The sequence below is a fragment of the Streptomonospora sp. PA3 genome, assembly GCF_009728995.1.
Classification (GTDB): domain Bacteria; phylum Actinomycetota; class Actinomycetes; order Streptosporangiales; family Streptosporangiaceae; genus Streptomonospora.
Genome location: NZ_VTZW01000010.1, coordinates 236,286 through 255,202, shown reverse-complemented (window position 1 = coordinate 255,202; position 18,917 = coordinate 236,286). Strand labels below are relative to the sequence as shown.

Sequence of the window (18,917 nt, the reverse complement as noted above, 5' to 3'; positions counted from 1 at the left end):
GTTCCGTGCGCTCGGCGGCAAGCTGGCGCGCGGCGCTTCGCGCATCTCAGCCCCATTGCCGCAGCCGCTGTGGTGCCCGCCCTGGGTGGTCCCCGGGGGGTTCCTCCGGTCGCCAGGGCAGAGGAACCCCCCGGGTACCACGTGGGGCGGCCACGATCGGGGTTGCGGCAATGGGCGCGGTTCGCGTAGCGCGGTCGCAGCTTGCCGCCGAGCGCACGCTGAACCTGCCAGATGGGACCGTGCCACTGGTGGCGCGGCTCGGGTGTGAAGGGGTTCCGTGCGCTCGGCGGCAAGCTGGCGCGCGGCGCTTCGCGCATCTCAGCCCCATTGCCGCAGCCGCTGTGGTGTCCGCCCTGGGTGGTCCCCGGGGGGTTCCTCCGGTCGCCAGGGCAGAGGAACCCACCGGGTACCACGTGGGGCGGCCACGATCGGGGTTGCGGCAATGGGCGCGGTTCGCGTAGCGCGGCCCGCCCGCCGGCCCGCCACCACCCCAACGGAGACGCTTCGCGGTCAAGTGTTCCTGGCCGCCGAGCGCACGCCGGACTTCTTAGGCGAGACCGTGCCACCGGTGGCGGGCCTCCGCCGCAAAAGTGCGCCGTGCGCTCGGCGTCTGTGGTGACCGGCTTCTTAACCACGACGCTCCCGGCGCCGGGAGCGGCCCGCCGGACTCCCGCGCCGCGGGCTCGGCTCAGCCCGCGGCGAGCCGGTCGCAGACCTCCAGCAGCCGCTCGCGCAGCCCGCGGGCGCGCTCGGCGAACACGCGCTGCGCCTCGACGTAGGCGGCCTTGCCCTCCGGCGTCTCGATCTCGACCGGCTCGTAGCCGTGGTCGCGAAGGTCGTAGGGGGAGGCGCGCATGTCCAGCTCGCGGATGTCGCGGGCCAGTTCGAAGCAGTCGGCCACCAGCTCGCCGGGTACGCCGGGCGAGAGCTTGTAGGCCCACTTGTACAGGTCCATGTTCGCGTGCAGGCAGCCCGGCTGGTCCAGGTCGGCCTGGGACTCGCGGGTGGGCTGAAGCCGGTTGCGCGGGCGTGCGGCGTCGGTGAAGAACCGGAAGGCGTCGAAGTGGGAGCAGCGGATCCGGTGCGATTCCACGACGCGGTCGGTGCCTTCGGCGCCCAGCCGCAGCGGCACCTGGGAGTGGCGCACCTCCTCGGGCGGCAGCCGGTAGACCATGGCCCACTCGTGCAGCCCGAAGCAGCCCAGGTGGGCGGGCCGCCGCTGCACGGCGCTCAGCAGCGCGCGCACGAAATCCACCGTCGCGCCGCGCTTGGCGGCGAACGCGGTGAGGTCCAGCGTCGTGCCGCGCACGGTGCGCCCGGCGGTGTCGGCGGCTTCGGCCCGGCGGTACCAGTCGCCGGCCGGCGGGTCGTCCGCGGCTTCGGTCAGCAGCACGCCGGGGCCGGGGTGCCAGCGCCGCAGCTGGGCGGGCCGGTGGCTGTAGTAGGTGAACAGGAAGTCCTCCACCGGGTGCGCGACTCCGCGGCGGCGCCGGTCGAGGTGGTCGGCCAGCAGTGCGTCGACCCTCTCGTGGTGGCGCCGCTCGCGCTCGCGCCAGGCGGCGGGGTCGAGCACGTCGAGGCCGCCGGGGTGGGCGGCGGCCGTCGTCGGGGCGGCGGTCTCCATCGCCTACCAGGGTAGGGCGGCGATCCGCCCGGACCGCCCCGGCGGCGCGGGACCGGCCCCCGGCGCCCGCGTCAGCAGGTGCCCGCCCAGGTGCACTCCAGGTCGGCCTCCGGCGCGTGCGGCGCGACGCGCTCGGCGGCCATCGCCTGTGCGACCGGCGCGGGGTGTGCGCGGGTGAACTCGGCCAGGCGCACGGCGATCGCATCCTGGATCCCGCGCGGTGCGCCGCCCTCGTAGCCGTTGTTGATGATCGAGAACACCAGCAGCTCGCCGTCGGCGGCGGTCACATACCCCGACAGCGCGCTGACGCCGGTGAGGGTGCCGGTCTTGGCGCGCACGTTGCCCGCGGCCGGGGTGTCGCGCATGCGCCGCGACAGCGTGCCTCCGACCATGCGGTCGGTGGCTCCGGCCAGCGGCAGCGCCTCCTGCCAGGTGTCGAACCAGGGCCGGCGGCGGACGCGCTCAAGCAGCCGGACGGCCGTGGCGGGGCTCAGCCGGTCGGCGCGCGCCAGGCCGGAGCCGTCGACCAGCTCCACGTCGTGGGTGCTGACACCGAGCCGGTGCAGCGCCAGGGTGGCCACCGCGGTGCCGGCGTCCCAGCTGCCCCGGCCGAGGGCCTCGCGCCCCATCGCCTTCGTCAGGATCTCGGCGTGGCCGTTGTTGGACAGCTTCATGAAGGGGACCAGCAGCTCGCCCAGCTCCATCGAGGAGCGCTCGGCGACGGGGTCGGCCCACGGCGGCGCGGTGCCGCGGCCCACCTCGCCGGACACCTTCACGCCGTGCTCGCGCAGGGATGCGGCGAAGAGGTGGGCGGCGTGGTCGGTGGGCTCGTGGACGGTGCGCAGCGTGGAGTAGGCGGTGCCACTCGGCAGCGTGCCGCGGGCGGTGAACTCGTTGGTGCCCGGTGCGCGGTCCACGCCGAAGGTGGATTCGCTGCCGGGGGCGCCTGTCGCGCCCCGGTTGACCAGGTCGAGGTTGGCGGTCATCGGGTGCAGGGTGACGTCGACGGGGTCGCCGGCAGCGGCGCCGGGGGCGGCGTCGACGTCGACCACGCCGGTGTCGTAGTCGGAGTTGGCCGCCAGCGTGAGCGCCGAGATCTGCGCGGCGTAGTAGTAGGGCCGGTCGGCGGGGGCCCAGGCGGGGGAGTAGCGCTGGTCGTCGAACCAGGTGTCGTCGGCGAGCAGGTCGCCGGTGACCTCGTTGACGCCGGAGGAGGCCACCTCGGCGGCCAGGTCGTCGACGGCGTCGGCGGTGAGCGTGGGGTCGCCGGTGCCGACGAGGTAGAGGTCGCCGTCGACGACGCCGTCGCCGGGGTCCTCGCCGGCCGACACGGTGGTGGTGAACCGGTAGTCGGGCCCCAGCACCTCCATCGCCGCCGCCGAGGTGAGCAGCTTGGCGTTGGAGGCCGGCACGAGTTCGGTGCGGGCGTTGCTGCGGTAGAGCACGTCGCCGCGGCTGAGGCTGCGCACGAAGACGCCCGAGGAGGCCCCTTCGAGCCGGGGGTCGGCGAGCAGGGCGTCGATGTCAGAGCGCAGGTCGGCGACGCCGGCGGCGGTCCCGGCGGCCGCGGGCGAGGCCCCGGCGGCCAGCAGGGCGGCGGTCGCGGCGGTGGCCAGAGCGGCCGAACCGGCGCGGAAGGCGGCGCGGTGCGGACGCGGCGTACCGGCCGGGGCGGGCGGTGCCGGGTGGCTACGGTTCGGCATAGCGCCGTAACCTACAGCAGCCGCAAGCGCCGCGAAAGCCGCCGCACCGGGCGATCCCGGCCCCGCCGGGGCCGGTCGGCGGGCCCGTGTACGCATGCGCGGCCGGCACGGCGGCCGCGGCCGAGGTCAGAACGACTGGGCGCGCTCGTAGATCCTGCGGGCGGCGGGGCCGAGGTGGGGGCCGTATTGGGTGCGGGTGTCGTCGGCGTATTTGAAGCTGATCACCGAGACCACGGTGCCCTTGCCCGACTTCTCGTCGAAGTCGTTCAGCCACGGGCCGCCGCTGGAGCCCTCGGTCATGGCGCAGGCCATGCCGTTGGCGGTGGTGCCCCCGCTGTCGTCGGTGGTGGCACCCGAGCAGTAGTGCAGCCGCCGCCCCTCGAAGCGGCCGGTCGCCGGGTAGCCGAAGGCGTAGGTGGGGTCCTCGGGCTCGGCGCCGAAGGCGATGGTCTGGGCGCCGACACGGTCCTGCACGTGCTTGCCGCCGGAGCGGTTGAGTACCGCCATCCCGAAGTCGTAGCTGTCGTCGGCGCCGTCGGCCCACTGCGGGGCCACGAACATCTGCCGCGCGGTGTAGCGCCCGTGCGGGCTCTGGCCGTCGGCGTAGCCGGGGACGAAGACCCACTTGCCCGCCCACGGCCCGCTGCCGTCCTTCAGGCAGTGCCCGGCGGTGATGACGGTGTCGCGGTTGTCGGCCGAGACCACCGCGGCCGAGCAGGTGAAGTCCCGGCCGTCGAGGGTGAGGAAGACCTTTCCGGTGGTGCGTGCCACGCGCCCGCCGCCGCTCCAGGGCTCGCCGGTGCTGCCCGGGGCCGCGGCCTGCGGGTCGGCGCCGGAGCCGGGCAGCAGGCCGGCGGCGAGCTCGCCCAGGCCCGGCACCAGCGGCGCCGCTTCGGCCATGCGCTGCGGCGTCCAGTAGTCCAGTACCTCCCGGTGCTCCGCCTCGCCCACGGCGGCGGCCTGCCGGACGACGCCGGGCGCGTCGAGTCCGGCGGGCGCGGCCCGGCCCTCGTCCTGCGGCGCGGAAGGGGCGGCGGCCTGCGCCGAGGACACCGCGGCCGCGGGGCCGCCACCCTCGGCGGGTGCTGCGCCGGGGCCGGGCTCGTGCGCGGGCTCGGCCGGGGACAGGCCGGTCAGTGCGGTGACCGCACTGAGGAGGGTGCCGATGAGCTTGTGGGAGACGGGTGAACGCATGGCTCCGGATCATGCCACACTTTGCGTAATCGGGTGACTACTTTGGGAATGGGTGGCGGGTCGGGCGGTCATCGCGGGCTTCGGCCGGTGGCGCCCGCTCCTGTGGACGGCGCCGTCGGCACCCCGGCGATCGGCGACAATGGCAGGGTGCGAATCGCGGAGCAGCTTCTTGCGGACGTCCCTGGCCAGCGCCGGCGCGAGGTCGTGATCCTCGGCTCCACCGGCTCCATCGGAACCCAGGCGATCGAGGTCGTCACCGCCGACCCCGACCGCTTCCGCGTGGTCGGCCTGGCCGCCGGCGGGGGCCGGCCGGACCTGCTGGCCGACCAGGCCGCGGCGCTGGGCGCCGAGGCGGTGGCCGTCGCCGATCCGCGCGCCGCCGACGGGGTGGCCGCGCGCCTGCGCGAGCGGGGGGCGGCCGCCAAGGTCCTGGCCGGGGCCGAGGGCGTGGCCGAACTCGCGGCCTGGCAGTGCGACGTCGTCCTCAACGGCATCACCGGCGCGCTGGGCCTGGAGTCCACGCTGGCCGCGCTGCGGGCCGGGCGGCTGCTGGCGCTGGCCAACAAGGAGTCGCTGATCATCGGGGGCCCGCTGGTGCGCGAGGTCGCCGAGCCCGGGCAGATCGTGCCGGTCGACTCCGAGCACTTCGCGCTGGCCCAGTGCTTCCCGCGGGCGGCCCCCGGCGAGCTCACGAGCCTCGCTCAGGGGCAGGTCGCCGCGCCGCTGGCGGAGGTGCGGCGGCTGGTCATCACCGCCAGCGGCGGGCCCTTCCGCGCCCGCAGCCGCGACCAGCTGGCACACGTCACCCCGGCCGAGGCCATGAACCACCCCACCTGGGACATGGGCCCGGTGATCACCGTCAACTCGGCGACGCTGGTCAACAAGGGGCTGGAGGTCATCGAGGCCCACCTGCTCTTCGACATCCCCTTCGACCGCATCGAAGTGGTGGTACATCCGCAGTCGGTGGTCCACTCCATGGTCGAGTACGTCGACGGCTCCACCCTGGCCCAGGCGAGCCCGCCCAGCATGCGCATCCCCATCGCCTACGGAATCGGCTGGCCCGAGCGGGTGGCCGCCGCCGCGCCGCCCATCGACTGGACCAGCGCCCACACCTGGACCTTCGCGCCGCTCGACCACGACGCCTTCCCCGCCGTGTCGCTGGCCTGCGAGGTCGGTGCGGCCGGGGGCACCGCGCCCGCCGTCTACAACGCCGCCAACGAGGAGGCCGTGGCGGCGTTCCTCGGCGGAACCCTGGCATTCCCCGCGATCGTGGACACGGTGGCACAGGTAGTCTCGGAACATCGGGTGCCGGCCGCCGCGTCAGACCTGTCGCCCGCCGAGCTGTACGCCGCCGACGCATGGGCGCGCCGCCGGGCCCGGGAGCTGATCGCGCGGCGGGCATGAGGAGAGGTACGGGGAGAGTTCCATGGTCACGCTACTGACCGCGCTCGGGATCGTGCTGTTCTTCCTCGGGCTGCTCTTCTCCATCGCCTGGCACGAGCTGGGCCACCTCGCCACCGCCAAGATGTTCGGCATCCGCTGCACCCAGTACATGGTCGGCTTCGGCAAGACCCTGTGGTCGCGCAAGTGGGGCGACACCGAATACGGCCTCAAGCTGGTGCCGCTGGGCGGCTACGTGCGGCTGGTGGGCATGATCCCGCCGGCCGCCAAGCCCCGCGACACCTCGGGCAAGCCGATGTCGCGCTGGCGGGCGATGATCGAGGACGCGCGCGAGGCCAACAGCGTCGAGCTCGAACCCGGCGACGAGGACCGCCAGTTCTACCAGCGCGCGCCGTGGAAGCGGGTCATCGTCATGGTGGCCGGCCCGGCGATGAACCTCATCCTGGCCGTGGTGCTGTTCGCCGTCATCATGATGGGCATCGGCCTGCCGCAGAACACCACCACCGTCGACACCGTGGTCAAGTGCGTGCTGCCGGCGACCGCCACCGGCTCCGACTGCCCGCCGGACGCCCCGCCCAGCCCGGCCATGGAGGCCGGTATCCGCCCCGGCGACCGGATCGTGGCCGTCGCCGGCGAGCCCACGCCCGACTGGCAGGCGGCCAACTCCGCCATCCGCGAGCACATCGGGCCCACCGACATCACCGTCGAGCGCGACGGCGAGCGGCGCACGCTCCGGGTCGACCTCATGGAGAACAAGGTGGTCGCCCGCAACGCCGAGGGCGAGGTCGTCTACAAGAAGGGCCCCGACGGCGAACCGGTGACCGACTCCCGCGGCTACCGGGTCTTCGCCACCGAATCGGCTGGATTCCTGGGCATCACCTTCGACCAGGAGCGCCGGCCGCTGAGCCTGGGCGAGTCGGCCGAGCGGATGTGGATGTCGGTCGTGGGGGTGGCCGATGCGCTGGTCGAGCTGCCCTCCAAGGTCGACGACGTCTTCCGCGCCGCCTTCCTGGGCGAGCAGCGCGGCGTGGACTCCCCAGTGGGCATCGTGGGCGCCTCGCGCATCGGCGGCGAGGTCCTCTCCCAGCCGATCCCGATGACCGACCGCGTCGTGTTCCTGGTGAACATGCTCGCCGGGGTCAACCTGTTCCTGTTCGCCTTCAACATGGTGCCGATCCTGCCGCTGGACGGCGGGCACATCTTCGGGGCGCTGTGGGAGTCGGTGCGCCGGCGACTGGCCAAGCTGTTCCGGCGGCCCGACCCCGGCCCGTTCGACGTCGCCCAGCTCATGCCCGTCGCCTACATCGTGGTGGCCTGCTTCGTGGTCTTCAGCCTGATGCTGCTGGTCGCCGACGTGGTCAACCCGGTGCGGATCACCCAGTGACCCCCGGGGGCGGGCCGCGTCGCGCGCCCGGCCCCGGCGGTACCGACCCGCCGGATCGGCGGCCTATGTCGACGGTGTCTGCGATGCCCGCTATCGTGCGCCCTGTGGCGCGTGGGGCCGGTGGGGCGGCAGTGGTCGCCGCGCATCGGATCCGCACTTCCCGCTTGCCCCGCTTCGCCGGTGATCTCCCGAATGCGATGCGGGGCGAATCGCCGCAATCACGCTGCGAACGGTCACCCTCTGTTCTCTCGGCCACGGCGTAACGTCCTGCTCAATACGGGTAGCCTTGGCAGCGTGTCGGAGCGCCTGGTCTGATCCGGCGCCCCCGGCGGCGGCTCCACGCTGTCGCTGCCCAGATTTCAAACCGACTTCTAACGACGCTGCCGGCCGAGCCCCCGGCAGCCGTGAGGTGAAAACGCGTGACCGTCGATCTTGGAATCCCCGCCGCCCGGCCCCGACCGCTCGCCCAGCGGCGGAAATCGCGGCAGATCATGGTCGGCAACGTCCCGGTCGGTGGGGACGCCCCGGTATCCGTGCAGTCGATGACGACCACCGTCACGTCCGACATCAACGCCACCCTCCAGCAGATCGCCGAGCTGACCGCCTCGGGGTGCCAGATCGTGCGCGTCGCGGTGCCCAGCGCCGACGACGCCGAGGCCCTGCCGATCATCGCCAAGAAGTCCCAGATCCCGGTCATCGCCGACATCCACTTCCAGCCCAAGTACGTCTTCGCCGCGATCGACGCCGGCTGCGCCGCCGTGCGCGTCAACCCCGGCAACATCCGCAAGTTCGACGACCGCGTCGGCGAGATCGCCAAGGCCGCGAGCGACGCCGGCGTGCCCATCCGCATCGGCGTCAACGCCGGCTCGCTGGACAAGCGGCTGCTGGAGAAGCACGGCAAGGCCACGCCCGAGGCACTGGTCGAGTCGGCGCTGTGGGAGTGCTCGCTGTTCGAGGAGCACGGCTTCCGCGACATCAAGATCTCGGTCAAGCACAACGACCCGGTCGTGATGATCAACGCCTACCGGCTGCTCGCCGAGCAGTGCGAGTACCCGCTGCACCTGGGCGTCACCGAGGCCGGACCCGCCTTCCAGGGCACCGTCAAATCCGCGGTCGCCTTCGGCGCGCTGCTGGCCGAGGGCATCGGCGACACCATCCGGGTGTCGCTGTCGGCGCCGCCCGCCGAGGAGGTCAAGGTCGGCAACCAGATCCTGGAGTCGCTGGGCCTGCGCGAGCGCGGGCTGGAGATCGTCTCCTGCCCCAGCTGCGGACGTGCCCAGGTCGACGTCTACAAGCTGGCCGACGAGGTCACCGCGGGCCTTGAGGGCATGGAGGTCCCGCTGCGCGTGGCCGTCATGGGCTGCGTGGTCAACGGCCCGGGCGAGGCCCGCGACGCCGACCTCGGTGTCGCCTCCGGCAACGGCAAGGGCCAGATCTTCGTCAAGGGCGAGGTCATCAAGACGGTCCCCGAGTCCCAGATCGTCGAGACGCTGATCGACGAGGCCATGCGTATCGCCGAGGAGATGCAGGCCGACGGCGCCGAGTCCGGCGCCCCCTCGGTCTCCGTCGCCGGCTGACCGGCGACCGCACCGCAGCGCACACCCCGGCGAGCCCCGTGCTCGCCGGGGTGTGCGCGTTCGCGGCCCCGGCCGCCGGGGGCGAGCGCGGCGGGTGCCGTGTCGCTTAGCCTGTTCCGCACCGACTACGGAGAGAATTCACCCGACGGCGTGCGGTTGAAGGAGGATGACGCGTGGCCTCACCTCGGTGGGTCGCCGCTGCGGCGCAGGCCGCGGCGCTGGCGACGGCGGCGGTGGCGGTGGTTCCCGGGCCCGCCGCGGCCGATGGCGGCACCCGGCAGCGCCTGGAATGGGGCGAGTGCACCGGTGTCGAGGCGGCGGGAGCCCCGATGCGCTGCGCCAGGCTCACCGTCCCCCTCGACCCTGGTCGGCAGGCCGAGGACGGCCCGTCCGTCGAACTGGCGCTCTCGCGGGTGGCCGCCCGCGAAGAGCGCAGGGGAGTGCTGGTCGTCAATCCCGGCGGCCCCGGCAGCCCGGGCCGCGTCTGGGCCGCGCGCACGGCGGCGGCCCTGCCCCGGGACCTGCGCGACCACTACGACGTGATCGGCTTCGACCCCCGAGGCACCGGCGCCAGCACCCCCGCCGTCTCCTGCGATCCCACCTACTTCCAAGCGCCCCGCCCCGACACCGTTCCGCAGACCCCCGCCGAGTCCGCCCGGCTCGTCGAGCGCGCCGCCGGCTACGCCGCCGCCTGCGCCGACAACACCGGCGCGCTGCTGGAGCACATGACCACCGCCGACTCCGCGGCCGACATCGACGCCATCCGCGCCGCCCTGGGCGCCGAGCGCATCGACTTCCTCGGCTACTCCTACGGCACCCTGCTCGGCGCCGTCTACGCCACCCGCTACCCCGACCGGGTGCGCCGCCTGGTGCTGGACAGCGTCGTCCACCCGGGCCGGCCCTGGTATGCGAGCAACCTGCGCCAGACCCGCTCACTGGACGACGCCGCACAGAACTTCTTCGCCTGGACCGCCCGCCACCACGACGCCTACGGCCTCGGCGACACCCGCGGCGAGACGGCCGCGGCCTACTACGCCGCCCGCGAGCGCCTGGCGGAGCGGCCCGCCGAAGGCGCGGTCGGGCCGACCGAGCTGGAGAACGCCTACCTCACCGCTGCCTTCTCGGCCGCCACCTGGCCTGATCTGGCCCGCGCACTGTCGGACTACACCCGCGGCGCAGACACCGCCGGACTGATGGCGGTCCACGCGAGGTACGGCGAGAGCGCCGGGAACGACCAGCCCTACGGCGCCTACCTGGCCACCCAGTGCACCGACTCCCACTGGCCCAAGGACCGGGAGACCTGGCTGGAGGACGGCGCCAAGGCGCACGCCGAGGCCCCGTTCCAGGGCTGGAACAACACCTGGTACAACATGCCTTGCGCATTCTGGTCGGCACCCAGCCGCGGCTGGCTCCAGGTCGACGGCAGCGGGGTCTCCGGCGCCCTGCTGCTGCACGCAGCCGAGGACGGCCCCACCCCCGTCGAGGGCGCCTTCGCCATGCGCGACCGCTTCCCCGGCTCGCGGCTCGTCGTGGAGGAGGGCGGGGTCTCCCACGGTGTATCGCTGAGCGGCAGCGCCTGCATCGACTCCGCCCTCGCCGACTACCTGCGCGACGGCACGCTGCCTCCCGCGGGCGGCGACCCGGACGAGGCCGACCTCACCTGCTCCTCCCGCCCCCGACCGGCCCCCGAGCCCGCCGCCGAGGGCGGCGCGGCCGGCTCCGACTCCCGCGACGCCCAGGCCGCGCCCCGGCCGCTCCTCGGGTGACGGGCCGCCTCGCCCGGGCGCCCGCCGGCCGAGTGGGCCCGCCGGGCTTCCGGACCGCGGCGGGGAGCGGGAAGCCCGGCTCCGTCCGGGGTCGATTAGTCTGGGAAAGCGAGGAACATGACTGTTCACGGCGCGGGCCCGACCCTTCGGGCCGCCACCCGGCGGCCCCGTGCACGCGGCGGGACCGCCCGCTACCGGACGGGGTGATGCAGGTGCTGCGGACCTCATCGGTGCGCGTGCTCGACGAGCGCGACCGCGACTCCGTCCACGCCCTGCTCGATGCGGACCCCGTCGGGAACGTCTTCGTCAGCTCCCGGCTGCGCAGCGCCGGCATCGACTCCGGCAGGCTCGGCGCCGAGCTGTGGGGCTACATCGAGCACGGCCGCATCAGCGCGCTGTGCTACTCCGGCGCCAACCTCGTCCCGGTCAACGCCGGCCCCAAGGCCATCCGCCAGTTCTCCGAGCACGCCCGCTGGCAGGGCCGGCGCTGCTCCTCGATCGTGGGTCCCGTCGAGGCGGTCGCCGACTTGTGGGCCCGCCTCAGCCCTTCCTGGGGACCGGCGCGGGTCATCCGCGAACGCCAGCCGGTCATGGAGATCTCCCGGCCGCCCCGGGCCGAGCCCGATCCGCTGGTGCGCCGGGTGCGCCCCGCCGAGATCGGGATCCTGCTGCCGGCGTGTGTGGCCATGTTCACCGAGGAGGTCGGTATCCCGCCCGACTCCGGCGACGGCGGATCGCTCTACCGCGCCCGCATCGAGGAGCTGGTGCGCACCGGCCGGGCCTTCGCCCGCATCGAGGACGGCCGCGTGGTTTTCAAGGCCGAGATCGGCGCCGTCACCCCGCACGCCTGCCAGGTTCAGGGCGTGTGGGTGCATCCCGAACTGCGCGGGCGCGGACTCTCGGTCGCGGGCATGGCCGCGGTCGTGCGCTACGCCCTCGCCGAGATCGCCCCGCGCGTCACGCTCTACGTCAACGACTTCAACGCCCCCGCCCGCGCCGCCTACCGCCGTGTGGGCTTCCGCGAGGTGGGCGCGGTGCGCTCGGTGCTGTTCTAGGGGCGGGGCCGCTCGCGGCGCCACCGCGCCGGGCAGCGCCGGCACCGCGGCGACCACCGCCGTCCGGACCCAGGCGGCCCAGCAGGAGGAGGCAAGCCGCGATGAGCCACGTCCTCGTCGTCAACAGCGGGTCGTCGTCGATCAAGTACCGGCTGCTGGACATGGACGGCAGGCGGACGCGAGCCCGCGGCGCGGTCACGCGAATCGGCGAGGAGGGCGCCGAGCTGGCCCACAGCAGCGGGCGGGGCGATCCGGTCACCCGCTCGGGCCCCTTCCCCGACCACGAGTCGGGCCTGCGTGCGGTGCTGGACGCCTTCGCCGAGGCGGGCCCCGACCTCGCCGGCATCGACCTGGCCGCGGTGGGCCACCGGGTGGTGCACGGCGGAGCGCGGTTCAGCCGCCCCGTCCTCGTCGACGACGCCGTCACCGAGGTCATCGCCGGGTTCGGCCCGCTCGCGCCGCTGCACAACCCGGCCGCAGCGGAAGGCGTCCGGGTGGCCCGCCGGATGCTGCCGGACCCGCCGCACGTCGCCGTGTTCGACACCGCCTTCCACCACACCCTGCCCGAGGCCGCCTACACCTACGCGGTGCCGGACTCCTGGCGCAGCGAGCACGGCGTGCGCCGCTACGGCTTCCACGGCACCTCGTGCGCCTACGTGGCGCGGCGGGCCGCGGCGTGGCTGGGCGCCGATCCCGCCGAGGCGAACCTCATCGTGCTCCACCTGGGCAACGGCGCGAGCGCCACCGCGGTCGAGGGCGGGCGCAGCGTGGACACCTCCATGGGCATGACGCCGCTGGAGGGGCTGGTGATGGGCACCCGCAGCGGCGATCTGGACCCCTCGGTCGCCAACTACCTGCGCACCGCCGCCGGCCTCGGCCCCGGCGAGGTCGACGCGCTGCTCAACCACGAGAGCGGGATCCGCGCCCTGGCCGGGGACAACGACATGCGCGAGGTCTGGCGCCGCGCCGACGCCGGCGAGCACGGCGCACGGCTGGCCGTGGACGTCTACTGCCACCGGCTGCGCAAGTACATCGGCGCCTACCTCGCGGTGCTGGGCGGCCGGGTGGACGCGCTGGTGTTCACCGCGGGGGTCGGCGAGAACGACGCCCGCACCCGCGAACGGGCGCTGGCCGGACTGGAGGGCCTGGGACTGGGCGTCGATCCCGAGCGCAACGCCGCACCGGAGTCGGGGGAGCGGGAGATCTCGCCCGAGGGAGCGGAGATCGCGGTGCTCGTGGTGCCTACCGAGGAGGAGTGGGAGATCGCCGACCAGGTGATGGAGCTGCTGGGCGGCCGCGGCTGAGCGGCCGCGGCCGCCCGCACCGCCGCCCGAGCGGGCGTGCGGCCGGCCGGATGGCGCGTCGGGCGGCCGGTGCGTCCCCGGCACCGGCCGCCCGGCTCACGCCCGCTGCGCCTCCAGCGCCTCGGGGCCCATCACGAACTCCGGGTCGATCTGCGCCTCCAGGTCGGCGCCGGTCGCGGCGTTGGCCCACGCGCGGGCGTTGCGGGCGTGGAACTGGGCACTCTGCCGGGTGAAGCGCGCCCAGTCCTTCGGTGTGGCGTCGACGCTGTCGCGCATCCAGGCCAGTGTCTTGACGTTCTCCTCCTCCAGCTCCGACAGGTCGGGGTGGCGGCCCTTCTCCATGGCGCGCACGAAGGGCGAGTAGGCGAAGCACGCCGCCAGTGCGGAGCCCACGTGCTCGCGCAGGAACTCCACATCGCTCTCGTCCTGCACCTTGTTGCCGATGACGCGGATCTCCACGTCGTGGTCGCGGGCGTACTCGGCGTACTGGCGGTAGACCCCCACGCCGCGCAGCGTGGGCTCGGCCACCAGGAAGGTGACGTCGAAGCGGGTGAACAGGCCCGAGGCGAAGGAGTCGGCGCCGGCGGTCATGTCCACCACCGCGTACTCGCCGGGACCGTCGACCAGGTGGTTGAGGTACATCTCGGCGGCGCCGACCTTGGAGTGGTAGCAGGACACGCCCAGGTCGTCCTCGCTGAAGGGGCCGGTCACCATTAGCGTGGCGCCGGCGGCCGGGCGGCCGAAGCGGCGGTGGACGGGGTTGTCGGGGCCCATGTCCAGCAGGCGGGAGCCGCGTCCGGGCGGGGTGGTCTTGACCATGGACGCGGCCGAGGCGATGCGGGGGTTGCTGCCCCGCAGGATCTCCTTGATCTCGGTGAGGTGCGAACCCAGCGGCGGGATCCGCGCCAGGTCCTCGGGCGCCAGCCCCAGGGCTGCGCCCAGGTTCTGGTTGATGTCGGCGTCGACGGCGGCGACGGTGGCGCCGGCGGCGGCCAGGTAGCGGGTGAACAGGGCGGACAGCGTCGTCTTGCCGCTGCCTCCCTTGCCGGCGAATGCGATCTTCACAGGCGGCCTCCTGGTGTCTGCGGTGGTCGTTGCGGCCGCAGGGCGGCTGTGCGCCGCGGCGGCGCGCATGGTTATGGAAACGATTATCGTTGCACGGCAGTCGGCCTGTCAGGTAATTCACCCGATCGTGTCCTGGCGGCCCGGTGGCGGGCGCGGCGGAGCGGCGCCGCGACTCCCGCCCGGGCACCCTTCAGCGGCGTCTACCATGAATGTGCAGGTCAAAGGGTCTCTTGGGGTGTCGTTGACCATCCCTTGCCGGAATTCGGCCCGACACGGGGCCGCCTTTTGCGGGGTATGCGGGAGTCACCGCGGCCGGATGTGCTGTCCTGGTGGAGGTGTGGCGTTGTCTAAGGTGAGGCCGTCGGCTGTCGCCCGGTGGTGATGGGGAGTGAGACGGGAATGAGCGAATCGCAGCGACTCCGAGAACACGCCGCTGCCGACACGGTCCCCGCCGACGTCCGCCGCGGCGCCTGGGAGCGCGACGAGGCCGAGGAGCCCGCCGAAGCGCTTGAGGCCGCGGCGCTGGAGGCCGGCGAGCACGCCGCGACCGCCACCGACCACACCGTCTGGAGCTGCGTCGGCAACCTCACCGCCGTCCGCTCGATCCGCGCGCGCGTGCGCGGCTTCCTCGAGCGCGCCAAGCCGCCCCAGTCCGTTCTGGACGACGCCGAACTCGCCTCCAGCGAACTCGCCACCAACGCCCTGCTGCACTCCCGCTCCGGCCAGACCGGCGGGGTGATGACCCTGTTCATCCGCTCGGCCCGCGACCGCGTCCGGGTCGCGGTCGCCGACCAGGGCGAGAAGCAGCAGGACCCCGGCTCCGGCGACGCCTCCCGCACCGACAACGACGACTACGGCCGCGGCAAGCTCATCATCGAAAGCTGCACCAGCCGCAGTGGGGAGTACTGGACCGACACCACCCACGTGGCGTGGTTCGAGATCGACATCGAGTCCGGCGACTGAGCCACAACGCCGTTCGGCGACCGCCCAGCGGCACCCCGACAGCGGGAGCGCGCCCGCTCAGCCGGCCGCGTGGCCGACGGCCACCCGCTGGGGCGCGGGGGAGCTGCGCACCGTGGCCGCGTGGGCCTCGACCACCGCGGCGATCTCGTCTTCGTCCTCAGCGCTGGTGATCACGACCGAGGCGCCCGCCCACAGCGCGGCCGCGCCCAGGACGGCCCGCTCGGACTCGTCGCAGGCGGAGTCCAGCACGACCGTGTCCCGGCAGGTGAGCGCGAGTTCGTGGCTGACGGCGTGGAACCGGCGCAGCAGCTCGCGGTGGCCGTGCAGCGTGCTCTCGATCCCCGCCTCGGCGGCGGAGCAGTCGAGGATCCCGTTGTCGAAGAGCCCGCGCGCGGGGTCGTAGCCGCTGCCGTCGGGACTGGGCTGCAGCAGTTCGCTGAAAGGCGTGGTCTCGGGAGCCTCGCCGAACGCGACGACCTGGCGCACCCGGGAGCGGTCGGCCAGCTCGCGCGCGATGCCCGCCAGCGGCGCCGTCACCAGGATCATCCGGGCGTCCACGGTGGTGAGGATCTCGGTGATCGTCTCCAGGTCGGAGTCGAGGTCCAGGGGCAGGGCCAGCCCGCCCATCGCCATCACGGTGTAGACGGCGGTCAACCGGTCGGGGCCGACCGGTGCCAGGACCCCGATGATGTCGTCGGGGCACATGCCACGCCGGCCCAGCCCGGCGGCGGCCCGTTCGACGGTCGCCGCGAAGGCCGCGGCCTCCACAGCGGGGCCGCCGGCCGCGGACACGGTCGGCCGCGCCTCGGTGCGGCGCAGCCGGGCCCAGAGCCCGCCGGTCAGCGAACCCACCGGTGCGGCGCCGCCGAGGAAGGGCGGCCGGTCGTCGTCGGCCCTCATCGGTCCCCCATCTAACCGCGGTCGAGTGCCGGGCTCGTCACGCCCCCTCCACGTGGCGAGCCCGGCACCTCCGTGCGGAGGGCGTCGTGGGCGCCTCCCCTCTGCGCGCCCACGACCCCGCACGGTTCCAGCGATGCTCTGGAATCCCGCTGCCGGCACCCCGCTCCATCGCCCCCGATCGGCACGGAGCGGGGCGTGGTCGGGGACGACCGCCGGCGCGGCCTCCACAGCGTTCCGGAGGGTTCTCCGGAAGGTCGGGGTCGCGTCCGCTCCGGCCGCAGCGGGGCTGCGGCCCCGGGCGCGATCCCATGTCTCCGACTCTAGCGTTTTACCGACCGTTTGCACATGCATAAACGTGTGCACCTGCATATGTAGTTTCCGGGTATTCCCTATGTAGGGACTGGTCGGGCCGGGCGTGCGGTCAGGACGAGACGGCGTGCCGGTTGACCCACGCCGCGATCTGCCGCCGGGATTTGAAGCCCATCTTGCGGTTGATGTTGGCGACGTGGCGCGCGACGGTGGCGGGGGTGATGAACAGGCGCTCGGAGATGGCGCGATTGCTGAGCCCCTCGCCGATGAGCTGGGCGACCTCGCGTTCACGCGGGGTGAGGGCCTTCTGCGGCGGCCGGGAGAGCGGAGCCGGCGCCGGGCGCGGGCGCGCGAGCCGGCCGGACTCGGCGATGCCCGCGGCCAGCTCCACCGCGTCCTCCACGCTGAGGCGGCGGCCCTCCTCCCAGAAGGCGCGGGTCTCCTCGGCGGCGCCGAGGCCGATGACGTCGGCGGTCAGCGGGAACCGGGGTGAACCGGGCCCCGACCATCCGCTGGTGTCCAGCAGTGCGGCGGCCGCACCGGCGCACCGGGCCGCATCTTCGCTGAGTCCTTGGGCGCCGGCGACGCTCGCGATCGAGGCGAGGGCCTCGGCCAGTCCGCCGCGCTGGCCGGTGGCGTGGCTGAGCAGCAGGCTCTCGCCGAGGTAGTCGTAGGCCTGGGTCACCGACCCCAGTCGCCGGGCCACCCGGCCCACCCCGGCCAGGCAGGCGGCCAGCTCCGGGGCGGCGCCGAGAGTGCGGTGGATGTCCATCGCCTCGCGGTAGCAGCGGTCGGCGGCCGGCACGTCGTCTTGGGCCTCGGCCGCGGCTCCCTGAGCCAGCAGCGTGGATCCCACGCCCCAGCGGTGGTCCATGCCGCGCATGATCATCAGCGCGGTGTTGAAGCGCATGTCGGCCTCGGCGAAGGCGCCGGCCCGCGCCGCCATCGCGCCCTGGATGTTGAGCGCGATCGCCTCGTACCAGAGGTTCCCCGTGTCGCGGGCGAGCTCCAGCACCGCGGCGACGCGCCGGGCGGCCGCCTCGCCGTCGCCGCGGACGCTGTCGAGCATGGCGAGCAGGTTCTCGGCCAGGCACACCGATTCCCAGTCGCCGGCCGCCCTGCACAGCGCGGCGCCTTCGCGCACCCGCTCCGCGGCCTCGTCGAAGCGCTTCCGGGGCCAGGCGAGTTCGGCGTGCTGAACCATGACCTTGCCCCGCAGCGCAGCGAGGGCGGGGCCGCCGTCGTCCGGGTCGCGGCCGTCCTGAGCCGCGCCGTCGGCCAGGGCCAGGAACGCCTCCGCCCACTCCTGGCCCTCGGTGAACTGGCAGCCGGTGTACCACAGCGGACGCAGCCCGGCGCAGAGCCGCAGTCCGTCGCGGACGCGGCCGTGCCGCGCCGACCAGTGCAGTGCCGAGCGCAGGTTGTCGTACTCCGAGGCGGCTCGGTCCCAGTAGGCGAACCGCTCTTTCCAGGGGATCGCCCGGCTGGACAGCGCCGCACCGCTCAGGTCTTCGGCGATGGCGACCATCCGGGCGGTGTGGCGGCTGCGAATCCGGTCCAGTTCGCCCGCCTCGGCCAGCCGGGCGCGGGCGTGGGCGCGCACGGGCTCGGGCAGGCGGTAGCGGACCCGGTTCTGGTGCTCGCCGGTCAGTGTGATCAGGGAGCGGTCGAGCAGGGTGGAGAGCAGGTCGAGGACGTCGGCCTCGGCCAGCGGCGCCTCCGCGCAGACGTGTTCGGCCAGTTCCAGGCACCAGTTGGGAAACACCGACAGCCGGCGCAGCAGCACGCGCTCGGGCTCGCTCAGCAGCGAGTGGGCCCAGCCGACGACGGCGTCGAGCACCTGCGCCCGGGGCGAGCCGTTGCGGTCGGCGGCGACCCCGGCCGCGTGCAGCGCCGCGGCCAGGCCCGCGTCGATCTCTGCGGGGTCCAGGCGCCCGGCCCACGCGGCGGCGAGTTCGACGGCCAGCGGGATGCCGTCCAGCCGCCGGCAGATGCGGTTGACGGCCGCCAGGTCGGCGGCGGCGGGCGTGTAGTCGGGCGCTGCCGCGCGCGCCCGGTCCAGGAACAGCCGCACCGCGCCGTCGCCGGCGGGCTCGGCGCCCTCGGCGGTCGGCGGCACGGGCAGCGGCGGCACCCGCCAGACGGTCTCGCCCGCGATGCGCAGCGGCTCGCGCCCGGTCAGCAGCAGCGCCACCGAAGGACAGGAGGACACCAGCGCCGAGCCGATGTCGGCCACCGGCCCGGCCACCTCGTCGAAGCCGTCGAGCACCAGCAGCAGCGCGCGCCCGCGCAGCGCGTCGCACAGGGTCTCCACCGGGTCGCGCCGGCCCTCCTCGGTGATGCCGAGCGCGCCGCAGATCCGCGCGGCGACCTCGGCGCGGGAGGAGACGTCGGAGAGGGCGGCCAGCCACACGCCGTCGGAGAAGGAGGCCGTGGCCTGGGCGGCCAGCCGCAGCGCCAGCCGGGTCTTGCCGATGCCGCCGGCACCGGTGAGCGTGAGCACGCGATCGGACTCCAGGAGCCTGAGCAGGTCGCTGAGATCGCGGTCGCGGCCGACGAGGCTATCGGATTCGACGGGGAGGTTCTGCCGCGCGGGCGCGGTCTGAGGTGCCATGGCCTTCACGCGAATAGGCGGTTCGGGGGCCGCGCTCACCTTGCCTGGGGGTAAGGGC

The 18,917-nt window shown here is 74.1% G+C and carries 13 protein-coding genes; 7 read left to right on the top strand and 6 right to left on the bottom strand.

Annotated features, from left to right (window positions below):
• Positions 1-688: 688 nt before the first annotated feature.
• The 3 genes from FZ103_RS13300 to FZ103_RS13290 all read right to left on the bottom strand — a co-directional run bounded on the left by FZ103_RS13300 (position 689) and on the right by FZ103_RS13290 (position 4,521).
• Positions 689-1,624: a 3-methyladenine DNA glycosylase gene (locus tag FZ103_RS13300; protein ID WP_156001490.1), complete on the bottom strand. Its 936-nt coding sequence runs from the start codon at positions 1,622-1,624 to the stop codon at positions 689-691.
• Between the two features lie 71 nt (positions 1,625-1,695).
• Entirely contained in the window at positions 1,696-3,327 is a 1,632-nt protein-coding gene (gene dacB, locus FZ103_RS13295) for a D-alanyl-D-alanine carboxypeptidase/D-alanyl-D-alanine-endopeptidase (protein ID WP_156001489.1), read from the bottom strand.
• Positions 3,328-3,453: 126 nt separating this feature from the next.
• Positions 3,454-4,521 (bottom strand): serine protease, encoded by a 1,068-nt coding sequence (locus FZ103_RS13290; RefSeq protein WP_156001488.1) that lies wholly within the window; start codon positions 4,519-4,521, stop codon positions 3,454-3,456.
• Between the two features lie 204 nt (positions 4,522-4,725).
• On the opposite strand from FZ103_RS13290, the gene dxr reads away from it, so the two are divergent.
• The 6 genes from dxr to FZ103_RS13260 all read left to right on the top strand — a co-directional run bounded on the left by dxr (position 4,726) and on the right by FZ103_RS13260 (position 13,008).
• Complete coding sequence (gene dxr, locus FZ103_RS13285) at positions 4,726-5,925, top strand: 1-deoxy-D-xylulose-5-phosphate reductoisomerase (RefSeq protein ID WP_186356321.1); 1,200 nt, start codon at positions 4,726-4,728, stop codon at positions 5,923-5,925.
• A gap of 22 nt (positions 5,926-5,947) precedes the next feature.
• A complete protein-coding gene (locus FZ103_RS13280; RefSeq protein WP_156001487.1) occupies positions 5,948-7,306 on the top strand; it encodes an RIP metalloprotease in 1,359 nt (452 codons plus the stop codon).
• Between the two features lie 419 nt (positions 7,307-7,725).
• Entirely contained in the window at positions 7,726-8,883 is a 1,158-nt protein-coding gene (gene ispG, locus FZ103_RS13275; RefSeq protein ID WP_186356245.1) for a flavodoxin-dependent (E)-4-hydroxy-3-methylbut-2-enyl-diphosphate synthase, read from the top strand.
• Between the two features lie 173 nt (positions 8,884-9,056).
• The gene (locus FZ103_RS13270; RefSeq protein WP_343233513.1) at positions 9,057-10,649 is read left to right on the top strand and encodes an alpha/beta hydrolase; all 1,593 of its coding nucleotides are present in this window, start codon (positions 9,057-9,059) and stop codon (positions 10,647-10,649) included.
• Between the two features lie 212 nt (positions 10,650-10,861).
• Positions 10,862-11,704 carry a GNAT family N-acetyltransferase gene (locus FZ103_RS13265; RefSeq protein WP_186356244.1) on the top strand — a complete coding sequence of 281 codons (843 nt, stop codon included), beginning with the start codon at positions 10,862-10,864 and terminating at the stop codon, positions 11,702-11,704.
• 101 nt (positions 11,705-11,805) lie between these two features.
• On the top strand, positions 11,806-13,008 hold the full coding sequence (locus tag FZ103_RS13260) for an acetate/propionate family kinase (protein WP_156001485.1): 1,203 nt from the start codon (positions 11,806-11,808) through the stop codon (positions 13,006-13,008).
• Between the two features lie 96 nt (positions 13,009-13,104).
• On the opposite strand, the gene FZ103_RS13255 is transcribed toward FZ103_RS13260, so the two are convergent.
• Complete coding sequence (locus FZ103_RS13255) at positions 13,105-14,073, bottom strand: AAA family ATPase (protein ID WP_186356243.1); 969 nt, start codon at positions 14,071-14,073, stop codon at positions 13,105-13,107.
• 399 nt (positions 14,074-14,472) lie between these two features.
• On the opposite strand from FZ103_RS13255, the gene FZ103_RS13250 reads away from it, so the two are divergent.
• Positions 14,473-15,036, top strand: coding sequence for an ATP-binding protein (locus FZ103_RS13250; protein ID WP_156001483.1), 564 nt, complete (start codon positions 14,473-14,475; stop codon positions 15,034-15,036).
• A 57-nt stretch (positions 15,037-15,093) separates the two neighbouring features.
• Here the strand turns inward: FZ103_RS13250 and FZ103_RS13245 are convergent, their stop codons facing one another.
• A complete protein-coding gene (locus tag FZ103_RS13245; RefSeq protein WP_156001482.1) occupies positions 15,094-15,936 on the bottom strand; it encodes an AMP-binding protein in 843 nt (280 codons plus the stop codon).
• Positions 15,937-16,357: 421 nt separating this feature from the next.
• Complete coding sequence (locus FZ103_RS13240) at positions 16,358-18,859, bottom strand: LuxR C-terminal-related transcriptional regulator (protein ID WP_156001481.1); 2,502 nt, start codon at positions 18,857-18,859, stop codon at positions 16,358-16,360.
• Between the last annotated feature and the right edge of the window lie 58 nt (positions 18,860-18,917).